The 13,417-nt window shown below is 34.8% G+C and carries 14 protein-coding genes; 6 read left to right on the forward strand and 8 right to left on the reverse strand.

Going from position 1 to position 13,417, the window contains the following annotated elements; translation table 11 throughout:
• Nucleotides 1-43 precede the first annotated feature (43 nt).
• Both AB4Y30_RS03100 and AB4Y30_RS03105 read right to left on the reverse strand, forming a co-directional pair.
• Nucleotides 44-562, reverse strand: coding sequence for a YcxB family protein (locus AB4Y30_RS03100; RefSeq protein ID WP_368654042.1), 519 nt, complete (start codon nucleotides 560-562; stop codon nucleotides 44-46).
• Nucleotides 563-578: 16 nt separating this feature from the next.
• Entirely contained in the window at nucleotides 579-2,516 is a 1,938-nt protein-coding gene (locus AB4Y30_RS03105) for an ABC-F family ATP-binding cassette domain-containing protein (protein WP_368654043.1), read from the reverse strand.
• A 119-nt stretch (nucleotides 2,517-2,635) separates the two neighbouring features.
• Here AB4Y30_RS03105 and moaC point away from each other — a divergent pair, with 119 nt between their 5' ends.
• Together moaC and AB4Y30_RS03115 are read left to right on the forward strand one after the other, a co-directional pair.
• Entirely contained in the window at nucleotides 2,636-3,130 is a 495-nt protein-coding gene (gene moaC / locus AB4Y30_RS03110; RefSeq protein ID WP_368654044.1) for a cyclic pyranopterin monophosphate synthase MoaC, read from the forward strand.
• A 2-nt stretch (nucleotides 3,131-3,132) separates the two neighbouring features.
• Nucleotides 3,133-3,765, forward strand: coding sequence for a redox-sensing transcriptional repressor Rex (locus AB4Y30_RS03115; protein WP_368654045.1), 633 nt, complete (start codon nucleotides 3,133-3,135; stop codon nucleotides 3,763-3,765).
• 246 nt (nucleotides 3,766-4,011) lie between these two features.
• On the opposite strand, the gene AB4Y30_RS03120 is transcribed toward AB4Y30_RS03115, so the two are convergent.
• From AB4Y30_RS03120 to AB4Y30_RS03145, 6 genes are all read right to left on the reverse strand, one after another.
• Nucleotides 4,012-5,085: a PotD/PotF family extracellular solute-binding protein gene (locus tag AB4Y30_RS03120; protein ID WP_368654046.1), complete on the reverse strand. Its 1,074-nt coding sequence runs from the start codon at nucleotides 5,083-5,085 to the stop codon at nucleotides 4,012-4,014.
• The gene (locus AB4Y30_RS03125) at nucleotides 5,082-5,882 is read right to left on the reverse strand and encodes an ABC transporter permease (protein WP_368654047.1); all 801 of its coding nucleotides are present in this window, start codon (nucleotides 5,880-5,882) and stop codon (nucleotides 5,082-5,084) included. Before AB4Y30_RS03125 ends, AB4Y30_RS03120 begins: the two co-directional genes overlap by 4 nt.
• Nucleotides 5,875-6,690: an ABC transporter permease gene (locus AB4Y30_RS03130; protein WP_368654048.1), complete on the reverse strand. Its 816-nt coding sequence runs from the start codon at nucleotides 6,688-6,690 to the stop codon at nucleotides 5,875-5,877. The genes AB4Y30_RS03125 and AB4Y30_RS03130 overlap by 8 nt, the downstream gene beginning before the upstream one ends.
• Nucleotides 6,680-7,789, reverse strand: a complete 1,110-nt coding sequence (locus AB4Y30_RS03135; RefSeq protein ID WP_368654049.1) for an ABC transporter ATP-binding protein — start codon at nucleotides 7,787-7,789, stop codon at nucleotides 6,680-6,682. Before AB4Y30_RS03135 ends, AB4Y30_RS03130 begins: the two co-directional genes overlap by 11 nt.
• A gap of 232 nt (nucleotides 7,790-8,021) precedes the next feature.
• On the reverse strand, nucleotides 8,022-8,174 hold the full coding sequence (locus AB4Y30_RS03140; protein ID WP_368655157.1) for a YdiK family protein: 153 nt from the start codon (nucleotides 8,172-8,174) through the stop codon (nucleotides 8,022-8,024).
• Nucleotides 8,175-8,206: 32 nt separating this feature from the next.
• On the reverse strand, nucleotides 8,207-8,905 hold the full coding sequence (locus AB4Y30_RS03145) for a lysostaphin resistance A-like protein (RefSeq protein WP_368654050.1): 699 nt from the start codon (nucleotides 8,903-8,905) through the stop codon (nucleotides 8,207-8,209).
• Nucleotides 8,906-9,219: 314 nt separating this feature from the next.
• On the opposite strand from AB4Y30_RS03145, the gene AB4Y30_RS03150 reads away from it, so the two are divergent.
• The 4 genes from AB4Y30_RS03150 to AB4Y30_RS03165 all read left to right on the forward strand — a co-directional run bounded on the left by AB4Y30_RS03150 (nucleotide 9,220) and on the right by AB4Y30_RS03165 (nucleotide 13,380).
• Entirely contained in the window at nucleotides 9,220-9,765 is a 546-nt protein-coding gene (locus AB4Y30_RS03150; protein ID WP_368654051.1) for a DoxX family protein, read from the forward strand.
• A gap of 407 nt (nucleotides 9,766-10,172) precedes the next feature.
• Nucleotides 10,173-10,457 carry a co-chaperone GroES gene (gene groES / locus AB4Y30_RS03155; RefSeq protein WP_368654052.1) on the forward strand — a complete coding sequence of 95 codons (285 nt, stop codon included), beginning with the start codon at nucleotides 10,173-10,175 and terminating at the stop codon, nucleotides 10,455-10,457.
• Nucleotides 10,458-10,580: 123 nt separating this feature from the next.
• Nucleotides 10,581-12,206: a chaperonin GroEL gene (groL, locus tag AB4Y30_RS03160; protein ID WP_368654053.1), complete on the forward strand. Its 1,626-nt coding sequence runs from the start codon at nucleotides 10,581-10,583 to the stop codon at nucleotides 12,204-12,206.
• Between the two features lie 226 nt (nucleotides 12,207-12,432).
• A complete protein-coding gene (locus AB4Y30_RS03165; protein ID WP_368654054.1) occupies nucleotides 12,433-13,380 on the forward strand; it encodes a TraB/GumN family protein in 948 nt (315 codons plus the stop codon).
• Nucleotides 13,381-13,417: the final 37 nt, after the last annotated feature.

A 13,417-nucleotide genomic window follows, 5' to 3' on the forward strand; every position in this document is an offset into this window, starting at 1 on the left:
TGAAACACCGTGCTTTCTGGAAAAATCCAGTGCACGGTGTTTTTTAAATACTAGCAGGCAAGTTTGTTTGAATAAATTTTTTAACTTCTTCTACATTTCCTACTTTATCCTTTGGGATAATATAGGCGTAGCTAGGGCTATGATAGAGATATAAATTATCTTTATCTTCCTGAAAGCTAACAGCATTTTTCCATTGTAGTGATGTTTGACTCCTAGATGTTTTATCCGTAAAGCCATTTTTATTCATTGTTACATGATGTTTTCCTAAAATGAGAGCGTTATTACCTTCTTCAATCATTCGCTTTGTATTACGCGTAATATAGCCTTTAAAACGCATTGGATAAAGAATAATCCATACTGCACTTAATGCAATAATGACAAGAATTAACAAAGGTAAAGAGACTGTTTCGATTTGATAATATAAGTAACCAAAAACAATAAAGAAAAGAGGTCCAATAATACGTTGAACAAGTAAAGAGCGTTTCACCGCTTTTGAGTTGCCAAAATGAAAAATATTAAAATTAATATAATCTTTTTCTGTCAGTTCATATTCGAATTCCAATTGAATAACCTACCTTTTATTTTGGAGTATCATGAAATGCTTCCCATGCTTCCATTAATTCTTCAATCATTTGTTTCGTGTGATTTGCTTCTGTAGAAAGTTCTAGTGATTTTTCATGGTCTTGATATACTTCAGGCAATGCCATTTGTTCTTCCAGTGCATTTAATTCTTCTTCTAATTCTTCGATTTTCGTTTCTATTTTTTCGATTTCACGTTGTTTCCTTCTTTTTTCACTTTGCAATTTCTTTTCTTGTTCATAGCTTAATCTTTGGGATTTTTCTTTTTTCTCGGGTGCTTGTGATTGCTCTGCTTCATTTAATTTTGCAATTTCTAGTGCTGTTTGTTTTTTCTCTACATAATAATCATAATCGCCTAGGTAGACAGTTGCACCATCATGATTCAATTCAATCACTTGGTCCGCTATTTGATTAATAAAGTAGCGATCATGTGATACGAATACAATCGTGCCAGGGAAATTAATTAAGGCAGCTTCAAGTACTTCTTTACTATCAATATCCAAATGGTTTGTTGGTTCATCGAGCACTAATAAATTTGCTTTTTGCATCATTAATTTTGCTAAAGCAAGTCTTGCTTTTTCTCCACCACTTAATGCTTGTACAGGACGAAGTACATCATCACCAGAAAATAGAAAATTTCCAAGTATAGTTCGGATTTCTTTTTCCATTGTTGTAGGGTAGTCATCCCATAATTCATTTAAAACAGTTTTATTGGATGTTAAATTTGCTTGTTCCTGATCATAATAACCGATTTGTACATTCGTTCCAAGCTGGATGGTACCTTGTTTTTGCTGTAAATTAGATAAAATAAGCTTGAGCAATGTTGTTTTCCCTACTCCATTTGGTCCAACAATGGCAACACGTTCCCCACGATTCACATGGAAGTTTACTTGTGTGAATAAAGGGCTGTCTTCTCCAGGATATTGAAAGGTAAGATCACTAACTTTTAATACATCATTTCCACTTTGCCTTTGAATTTGAAAAGAGAAAGAAGCAGAAGATTCATCTCCAAGTGGACGATCTATTTTTTGAATACGTTCCAACTGTTTTCTCCGACTTTGCGCTCTTTTCGTTGTAGAGGCCCGAGCAATATTGCGCTGCACGAAGTCCTCCATTTTCTTAATATCTGCTTGTTGTTGCTCAAATTCCTTTAATGCTTTCTCATAATCCTTTTGTTTTTGTTCTAGATATTTACTATAGGAGCCAACATATTTCTTAGATTGATTTCGAGAGATTTCATAAATAATCGAAACTACTTTATCGAGGAAATAGCGATCATGAGAAACAATAGTGACTGCACCAGGGTAATTTAATAGATAGCCTTCTAGCCAGCGTAGTGTTTCCATATCTAAATGGTTTGTCGGTTCATCGAGAATGAGTAAGTCTGGTTTTTGTAGGAGTAATTTTCCTAAAGAAAGTCTCGTTTTCTGTCCACCACTTAATGCATGAATAGGAGTATCATAATCAAAGGTATGGAATGCAAGTCCTGTCAAAACAGCTTTAATTTCCGATTCAAAACGATAGCCACCTTCATTTTCAAATTCCTGATGTAGCTTATCATAGTTCTGCAATAATGCTTCATATTCACTTTCATCCATGTTTCCAGGATTTGCCATTTGTTGTTCAAGTGAACGAAGCTCTTGTTCTTTTTTCAATAAAGGCTGGAAAATAGATAGCATCTCTTGCCAGATAGATTGTTTTGATTCGAGCGAGCTATGCTGTGATAAATAACCGATACGTAGATCTTTCGGTTTGAAAATTTCCCCATCATCATGGGATAATTGATCAGCCATTATTTTTAAGATTGTTGATTTGCCAGCACCATTTCTACCAACAATTGCAACACGATCATTGCTTTTAATCTCTATTTTTATATTAGATAAAATCTCTTCTGCACCGAAGGATTTAGAAATATCATTTAATTGCATGATGATCATTACTTTCACCTCACCTCTCTAAGTGTATCTTATTTAATATGTAGCTAGCAATACTTTTTGAGCCTTCTCTTCTCTTTTCTGATAAAATAGATGATAGAATAAAAACTGGAGATGAGCTTATGACAGATTTTACTCATTTTAATGAACAAGGTAGAGCAAAAATGGTTGATATTAGTGAGAAGGTAGATTCTATGCGCACGGCTCTAGCAAAATCAAGTATTTTCGTTTCAGAAGATATATATAAAGCTATTACCAATCATACAGTTAGCAAAGGGGATGTATTAGCAGTAGCGCAGGTAGCAGGTATTATGGCTGCAAAAAATACTGCAAATATTATTCCGATGTGCCATCCATTGCAATTAAAAGGGGTCGATGTTCAATTTGATTGGAATTTAGAAAACAATCAATTTGAGCTTTGTATCGAAGTTTCTGTAAAGACAAAGGGAAGTACAGGAGTAGAAATGGAAGCGTTGACAGCAGCATCTGCCACAGCTTTGACGATTTATGATATGTGTAAGTCCTTTGATAAAGGCATGATCATTGGACAAACTTATTTGTTAGAAAAATCTGGAGGAAAGTCTGGAGATTTTTATCGAGAAGGAATGAAAAAGTAAATATGTATAAAAAGATACCGAAAGCAACAGCGAAGCGATTGCCCTTATATTATAGGTATTTATCAAATTTAAATCATCAAGGAAAAACAAGAGTATCTTCATCTGAATTAAGCAGAGCGTTAAAAGTGGATTCAGCAACCATACGTAGAGATTTTTCACATTTCGGTGCTTTAGGAAAAAAAGGTTATGGATATGATGTTGAATATTTACTCGTTTTTTTCCGTAAAGCGTTGAATCAAGATCAAGTAACAGAAGTAGCCTTAATTGGAGTAGGGAATTTAGGAACGGCATTTCTGCAGTATAATTTTATGAAAAACAATAATACGAAAATAGTTGTCGCATTTGATACAGATAAAGCAAAAGTTGGAACAGATATTGGTGGGACGCCAATTTATGATATTAATGAATTAGAAAGATGGATAGGTAATGTTAAAGTGGCGATTCTGACTGTGCCAGTCACAGTAGCTGAACAAATTACAGAAAAATTAGCAGGGCTTGGCATTGAAGGTATTCTTAATTTCACCCCTGCAAGAATTACAGCGCCCAAGAATGTCCATGTTCATCATATTGATCTATCCGTTGAATTACAGACATTGATTTATTTTATGCAACAGGATGGAATGAATCAAGAGTAAGGATGCTGAAACAAAAAGAAAAACTAAGCTTGAAATCCGAACAATATTTATATAAAGCAAGGTATATAGGAAGTTCGGTTCGCGAGATCCTAGTGCAATACCAAGCTGACATACCCCACGAAGCAGGTATTTGCACAATTTATGTTTGGAATTAGCTAAGTAATAAATTCTCTTATCCCAGCTTCTGATTATAGAATGAAAAACCGTTAAGTTCCCTATAAAGAGAGCTTAACGGTTTTTTTCTTATTATTTCCGATACATTTTAAATTCTAGAAATAGATCATTGTAAATGGCTAGGTTTTTCTTTCCTATATTCTCGTATACTTCAAGTTTTTCTGTTAGCTCTGGTGATGGATAAAACCTTTCATCATTTACAACCTCTTCGTCTAAGTATGCTAGTGCTGCTTGGTTAGGTGTAGAATATGCCACATAATCTGTGTTTTGGGCCGCTACTTCTGCATCTAGCATAAAGTTAATGAATTGATGTGCACCATCGATATTTTTTGCTGTTTTTGGAATAACCATATTATCAAACCATAGATTAGAACCTTCTTTTGGAACGACATAGTCAATATCTTCATTTTCTGACATGATATCAGCAGCATCTCCGGACCATAGCACAGCAATGGAGGCTTCATTATTTTGCATCAGCAATTTATTTTCGTCACCAACAATTGCTTTGACATTTGGTGTTAGATCACGGAGCTTATGAAAAGCTTCCTGTAAATGGTCTTCATTTGTATCATTTAAAGAATAACCAAGTACATTTAGTCCTACACCAATAATTTCACGAGCTCCATCGATAAGAATGATTTCATTCTTCAAGTCTTCATCCCATAAATCCTCCCAGCTATCAAATGTTTTGCCAGGCAGTAAAGTCGGATTATAGGTGATTCCTACCGTTCCCCAAAAATAAGGAATGGAATATTTATTTTCTGGATCAAAGGGTAAGTCCATAAAACGTTCATCGATATTAACAATATTTGGTAATAGGTCATGATCAAGGGGGAGGAGTAGGTCCTCTTCCAGCATTTTTTCGATCATATATTCTGATGGAACGGCAACATCATATGTTGTACCACCTTGAACAATTTTTGTCATCATTGCTTCATTGGAATCAAAGGTTTCTAAAATAACCTTAATACCTGTTTCTTCTTCAAACTGTTCGATAAGCTCTTCATCGATATAATCTCCCCAGTTGAATACAGAGAGCGTATTTCCTCCTGAGAATCCTTGAGAATCATTAATGCGAGCAATGAAATAGAGAAGGACGAAAGATACAATGAAACCAGCTAAGAAAATCGGTATAAGCTTTTTCATTTCTTCACTCCCATCTTCACATTCCCACGTTGAGCAATAAAATAATAAACAATTACAAGTAAAATCGTAAAGACAAATAGAACGGTAGATAAAGCATTAATATTTAAAGAAATTCCTTGACGGGCAAGTGAGTATATTTCTACGGAAAGGGTGCTAAATCCGTTTCCAGTAACGAAAAATGTCACGGCAAAGTCATCTAAGGAATATGTTAATGCCATGAAAAATCCAGCGAAAATTCCTGGTGTAATATAAGGTAAAATAACTTTAGTTAAGATTTGCCATTGATTAGCACCTAAGTCTTTAGCGGCATCAAGTAAAGAAGGCTTCATTTCTGCTAGCTTAGGAAGTACTAATAAAACAACAATTGGAATACTAAATGCAATATGTGATAGTAAAACAGATGTGAAGCCAAGCTTAAAGCCGACTAATGTAAATAAAATTAAGAAAGATGCTCCGATAATAACATCAGGACTTACAATTAAAACATTGTTCAATGATAATAATGTATTCTGTGTTCGTCTTCTTCTATAATTATAGATTGCTAATGCACCAAATACACCGATAATCGTTGCAATTAATGAGGAGAGCAATGCAATCACAAGTGTATTAAGCACGATAATTAGTAAGCGAGTATCATCAAATAATTCACGGTACCAATCGAATGTGAAGCCTTCAAATCCACTCATTGTTCCTCCGCTGTTAAAGGAATAAATAATAAGAAAGAAGATAGGTCCATAAAGGATAATGAAAATAAGAGTTAAAAAAATCTTTGCTAGTACACCGTTTTTATTATCCATTTAATCCCCCTCGCTTTCTATTACCAGTTAACAGCATAATAACTACCATAATAAGAATTAAAAAGACCGCAATGGTTGCTCCCATACCCCAATCCTGTGTCACAAGGAAATGCTGTTCAATGGCAGTACCAAGTGTAATTACGCGATTCCCAGCAATTAATCGAGTAAGCATAAAGAGTGATAATGCTGGAATAAAGACAATTTGGCAACCAGTTTTTACCCCATCTAATGTAAGTGGGAAAATAACACGACGAAATGTCATCCATTTTGTCGCACCTAAATCAGAAGCGGCAGAAATGAGTGAAGGATTGATATCATTAAGTGCATTGAAAATTGGTAAAATCATAAAAGGAATAAAAATATAGACAGATACAAAAATAAAACTAAAGTCAGTAAATAGTATTTGTTTATTCCCAATTCCAACTATTTCCAAGAATTCATTCGCTATTCCATGTTTCCCAAAAATCCCAATAAAAGCATAGGCTTTTAGTAGAAGATTTACCCATGAAGGTACAATAATCAGCAGGAGCCATAATTGACTATGCTTTAGCTTTGTTAGTAAATATGCAGTAGGATATGCTACCAGCAAAGAGAATAGCGTAATTAAAAAAGCATACCAAAAGGAACTTAAAGTCATTTTTAAATAGACAGGTGTAAAGAATTTTTGGTAGTTTTCAAAGGAAAAATTACCTTCAATATCAAAGAACGAATAGTAAACAACAAGGATAATTGGTGTAACTACAAACAGAACAATCCATAACGCATATGGAAGCATATATAATCGACGAGAAAGTTTATTATTTTGCATCTTCGTCTGCCTCCGTATATGCATCTAAACGGCGATCGAATTCTTCCTCTGTTTCACCAAATCTCATAACATGAATATCTTCAGGGTCAAATGCCAGACCTATTTCATCGCCAATAGTTACTTTTTGAGTAGAGTGAACAAGCCACTCATTCCCGTCAACATCATGGCAGGTAATTTCATAATGCACACCACGGAATAAATTTGAGGTTACGGTTACTTTTAATTGACCTTTTTCTACAGAAGTAATATCAAGATCTTCTGGACGAATGACTACTTCTACAGATTCGTTTTTATTCATTCCAGCATCCACACATTCAAATTGCTTTCCTACAAATTCAACTAAGAAGTCTTGAATCATTACTCCTTTAACAATATTAGATTCCCCAATAAAATCAGCAACAAAGCGATTGATTGGTTCATCATAAATATCAATAGGTGTACCACTTTGTTGGATCTTTCCATTATTTAAAACAAATATCTCATCAGACATTGCTAGTGCTTCTTCTTGGTCATGTGTTACGAAAATAAAAGTGATACCGAGCCTTTTTTGTAGCTCGCGTAATTCATACTGCATTTGTGTACGTAATTTCAAATCAAGCGCAGATAGTGGCTCGTCCAAGAGAATAACCTCTGGTTCGTTGACGATTGCTCGAGCAATGGCAACACGTTGTTTCTGCCCACCAGACATCTCTGAAATTTCACGGTCTTCATAACCGGCTAAATTTACAAATTCCAAAGCTTGTTTTACTTTTTCCTTGATCTTTGCATTTTTCGTTTTCTTAATGCGCAGACCAAAAGCAACATTTTCAAATACATTCAAATGAGGGAACAGCGCATAATCCTGAAATACCGTATTTACTTGTCTACGGTTAGCTGGAATATCATTAACTAATTCACCATTGAAATGGATCGTTCCTGATGATGCTTCTGTAAAACCAGCGATCAGACGTAAAATGGTTGTTTTCCCACATCCAGATGGTCCAAGTAAGGTATAAAATTTCCCACGTTCAATTTCTAAGCTCACATTATCTAGCACGGGTAATCCTGCTTGATACGCTTTTGTCACATTGTTAAATTGGATTACTGCAGTATTTTTCATTTTCTCCTCCTAACTTCTTGTTAGCCTTGTTTTAGTATGACTAAGTAGCCCGGCTACTTAGCATGTAACACATATCGGAATAATTATAACGGAAAAGAAAAATAATGGAATATTTTTTTAGTGTTTTTTTGAAAAAAAATATGTGGAAGAAATGAGGAATAAAGATTGAGTCTATTATTAAAGAAAAAGCAGTTGATTGCATAAATCTACAATCAACTGCATTCATCTTAAATTAACTTTGTTTTTTTGTTTTCAAATGAGCGTTTAGGAAACGAATTCCTACGCCAAAATCTAAAGTGGCAATCAGTGCTAAGACAACTGTAGTAAAATTCCATATCGTATCTGTCACGCTATTGACTGCTAAGTAAGTAAAGACTATCCCCATTAAAAAATAAAAAATTGGTAATTTCACAAATATTATCCCCCAATGAATACATGCAACTGTTCTAGTTGTTGTTGAATTTGTTCAGGTGTTAAATTGTATTGCACAATAACTGTAATTGTATTTAAAATAATATGGACAAGAATTGGTGTTAACAATGTTTTTGTTCTTATATACAAATAGGCAAATACAAAACCCATAGAAGCATAGATTAATAAATGTTTCGGTTCACCATGTACAATCCCAAAAATAATTGCTGAGATTACACCTGCTATAAAGAAATTGGTCTTTTTATAAAGAGATCCAAAAATAATCTTACGAAATATAATCTCCTCAAGCACTGGAGCAATAAGCGTTGTAAGAATTGCAAATAATGGAATCTGCCTTGTAAATTCCATTATAACAGCAGTATTCTGTGATGATGTTTTAATTCCAAGTACTTTCACTTCAATAAGTGATGCAATAATTTGAGTAGCATAAGCCATAAATACACCAAATACTACCCAGACAGCTGTTTGACTAATGTCAATTCCTGCACGTAAACCTTCTCGCATACTGTCTTTCAACAAATATAAAATAATAATGAATCCAAGCGTAAGAGAGAAGATATTTCCATAAATGCTCGCTTCTAATTCATTCCATGACGTTAACTTAAAGAGCAGTGGTGCAATAGCCAATCCTGAAAATTGTGCTATAGCATATATAATTAAAATCCACCAATATCGTTTCGTCAATATAAACCGCTCCTTTTCATACATAGAAGCATAAGAGCTCCCTGTAGTATTCTATCATAATTACTGCCTTAATATATAGTTTAATCCTCTATTAGTATATGGCTAAAAAAGAAAATAGACTGAAAAAAGTTAATCCTGTTTTTTAAAAGAGATATATTTCTCATATTATGCCCAAAGATACTCTTGCAGATTTTCCTGGGAAAAATTGATATAAAATTAGGTGGAAAATAAACAAAAAGCCCTACAAAAATTCTAATTATCTACCGATACACTACTTACGGATTATGAATAAAAATGTAGGAGAGATAAGTGAAATGGTGAAAATTGAACAAAATAAAAATGGACGAGAAGTGATTATTGAAGAAAATCCATTCTCAAGATTTCTATTTATTAATACGAAATCAGCTTGGATATGGCTTATTTTACGTGTTTATCTTGGCTATTCATGGCTAATGGCTGGTATAGGCAAAGTGACTTCAGATGCGTGGACAGGAGAAAATGCGGGTACAGCTGTTAGAGGATTTATGGAAGGTGCACTCTCACAAGATATCGCGGGGTGGTATGCTTGGTTTTTAGAAACTTTGGTTATCCCAAATGCTGTTACTTTTTCCTATTTAATTGCATGGGGAGAGGTATTAGTAGGACTTGGGTTAATTGTTGGACTATTAACTGGTATAGCTGCATTTTTTGGAGCAGTTATGAATATGTCCTTTTTGTTAGCTGGAACGGTCAGTGCGAATCCGGTTATGTTGATGATCGCAATTTTATTAGCTATGGCATGGAAAGTAGCTGGATGGTATGGTCTTGATCGATGGGCACTGCCAATCTTAGGAACACCGTGGAAAGTAACGAAGAAGTAATTACGAGCATTTAATAATTCTTTAAAATAAAGCAGGTAAGAAAACGTAATATGTTGCTTATCTGTTTTTTCATTTTCTAAAACTTCAAGAGCAAGTCTAAGAATGAAATGTTTCTATATATAATTTTAAGTTTAAAGAACTAAATGAGAAAAAAACGAAGTATATTTCTGGAACGAGGATTTTTCACCATCATGTTCATGAGCTACTAACCTATAATATTTTTGTCCCAGTTTCATTCAACATAAACGGAATCTACTCTTAAACAATCTGTACTTTAATCATTAAGAAAATAAATTAAAAATACTTGCAATTTAATTCAATATTATTTATCATATTAATTGGATTAGCACTCTAGATGATTGAGTGCTAAAACTCATAAATAGATAAGAATTAAGGAGGTTGTTTACATGATTAAACCATTAGGAGATCGTGTTGTAATCGAACTTCTTGCGCAAGAAGAAAAAACTGCAAGTGGAATCGTACTTCCAGACTCTGCTAAAGAAAAGCCGCAGGAAGGAAAAGTAGTTGCAGTTGGTTCTGGACGCGTAGATGACAAGGGAGAAAGAGTAGCACTTGAAGTTTCAGTTGGAGATCGTATTATTTTTTCAAAATACGCTGGGACTGAAGTGAAATATGATAACACAGAATACTTAATTCTTCGTGAAGATGATGTTTTAGCTATTGTTGGCTAATGGAAATTTAACAAATGCTTTTGGCCAAGCGCCATCTTAAACAATTAGAATTTTTGATGGAGTGTAATATTTGGTGAAAGCTTATATGACACAAAAGTAAATTTTAGGGAGGTTGTTTCTAATATGGCTAAAGAAATTAAATTTAGTGAAGATGCTCGTCGCTCTATGTTAGCGGGTGTTGATAAATTAGCAAACGCAGTAAAAGTTACATTAGGACCTAAAGGGCGTAATGTAGTAATTGATAAAAAATTCGGTTCACCTCTAATTACAAATGATGGTGTTACCATCGCAAAAGAAATTGAATTAGAAGATAGCTTTGAAAATATGGGTGCTCAATTAGTATCTGAGGTTGCTTCTAAAACAAATGAAGTTGCTGGAGATGGTACAACAACAGCTACTGTTCTAGCACAAGCAATGATTCGTGAAGGACTAAAGAACGTTACTTCTGGAGCTAATCCAGTTGGCTTACGTCGTGGAATTGAAAAAGCGGTTGATGTTGCAGTAAAAGAATTAAAAGCAATTGCAAAGCCAATTGAAAATAAAGAGTCTATTGCTCAGGTGGCTTCTATTTCTGCTGGTGATGATGAAGTTGGTAACTTAATTGCTGAGGCAATGGAACGTGTTGGTAATGACGGTGTTATCACAATTGAAGAATCTAAAGGGTTCAACACAGAGCTTTCTGTTGTAGAAGGTATGCAGTTTGACCGTGGATATTCTTCTCCATACATGGTAACAGATCAGGAGTCTATGGAAGCAGAATTAGAAAATCCATATATTTTAATTACAGATAAGAAAATCTCTAATATTCAGGAAGTACTTCCTGTTCTAGAGCAAGTGGTGCAAGAAGGCAAGCCTTTATTGATTATTGCTGAAGATGTTGAAGGAGAAGCTTTAGCGACATTAGTATTAAATAAATTACGTGGTACATTTAATGTAGTAGCTGTTAAGGCTCCTGGCTTTGGTGATCGTCGTAAAGAAATGCTAGAGGATATCGCTATCCTAACTGGCGGGCAAGTAATCACAGAAGATTTAGGTTTAGATTTAAAAACTACTGACGTTACACAGCTAGGACGCGCAGCTAAAGTTGTTGTATCTAAAGAGAATACAACAGTTGTTGAAGGTGCTGGAGACAGTAGCGCAATTGAGGCTCGTGTACAACAACTACGTAATCAAGCAGAAGAAACAACTTCTGAATTTGATAAAGAAAAATTACAAGAGCGTCTAGCTAAGCTAGCTGGTGGTGTAGCAGTAATTGAAGTTGGTGCTGCAACTGAAACAGAACTAAAAGAGAAGAAACACCGTATTGAAGATGCTCTAAATGCTACTCGTGCTGCAGTAGAAGAAGGTATTGTTTCTGGTGGAGGTACTGCACTAGTTAACGTATACAATAAAGTAAAAGAGTTAGACTTAGATGGTGACGAAGCTACAGGAGCTCGTATTGTATTACGTGCACTTGAAGAGCCAGTACGCCAAATCGCAGAAAATGCTGGTTTAGAAGGTTCTATCATTGTAGAACGTCTGAAAGGCGAAGAAGTAGGTATTGGATATAATGCTGGTTCTGGTGAGTGGGTAAATATGATCGACGCTGGTATCGTAGATCCTGCAAAAGTAACTCGTTCTGCATTACAACATGCATCTTCTGTTGCTGCAATGTTCTTAACAACAGAAGCAGTTATTTCTGATATTCCAGAAGAAAATGGTGGAATGCCAGACATGGGCATGGGCGGCGGAATGCCGGGCATGATGTAAGGCCAAAATTAGTAAGAAGTATTAACTATAATTAATAAAAGTCTATTTCTCATTATTTTTAAATGATGTGAAATAGACTTTTTTATTATATTTGGCTACCTTCATTCATGTATCATAATATACCATCCACTATAAATTTCCCTCCATTCACATCAAATCGAAGGTATTTATTCAAATAAACCATTATGATAGAATAAGGTACATTTGTATAGGAGGAAATAAAGAAATGAGGAAATTTTTATTATTAATGCTTACCTTTTTACTTGTCAGTATGCTAGTGGCATGCGGTGGAGATAAAAAGGAATCAGAACCAGAAGATACACCAGATGAATCAGCACCTGAGGAAGAGAGTGGAGAAGGTAACGGTGGATTTTTATGGAAAGTGGAATCTGGAGATACCGTAATGTATTTACAAGGAACGATTCATGTTGGAACAGATGATTTCTATCCACTAGATCCAACGATTGAAGAAGCATTCGATAGTGCAGATGTTGTTCTTCCTGAAGTTAATTTATTAGAAGAACAGCCTTCACAGCAAGAAATTTTAGAATATGCAACCTATGATGATGATTCTACGCTGGAAGAAGTACTTTCAGAAGAGACTTATGAAAAGCTTGGGACTATCTTTGAAGAGAATGGACTGGATTTGAGCACAATGAATGGGTTTAAGCCTTGGTTTGTTGAAACAATGTTGCTTCAAATTACAATGATGACAAGCGATGTAGATCCACAGGCTGCGGTTGATTTATATTTCCTTCAAAAAGCACAGGAAGATGGGAAAGAAATTGTTTCTTTAGAAAGTGCGGAACAACAAATTGAGATACTTGGTGGCTATTCGATGGAAACACAAATTCAGACCTTAGAACTAATGATTGATGGTTATGAAGATGCTACTGGAGAAATGGAAGAACTTGCAAAAGTTTGGCTCGAAGGAGATCTTGAATCACTTAGTGCCATGTCTGATGACTATGAGGAAGCTGGGATTAATGAGGAGTATATGAAGGCTTTAAATGATGAGCGGAATATTAATATGGCAAACAAGCTAGATGAAATTTTGCAAGAAGATGACGGACAAACATATTTTGTTTTTGTCGGAACAATGCATTTCACGGCTGAACCGAGCATTTTAACCGAGCTTAAGGATAAAGGATATCAAATAGAGCATCTTTATTGAAAAAATCTCGTAAGTCATTGTAGGCTTACGAGATTTC

The organism is Ornithinibacillus sp. 4-3, assembly GCF_040958695.1.
Taxonomy (GTDB): domain Bacteria; phylum Bacillota; class Bacilli; order Bacillales; family Amphibacillaceae; genus CALAMD01.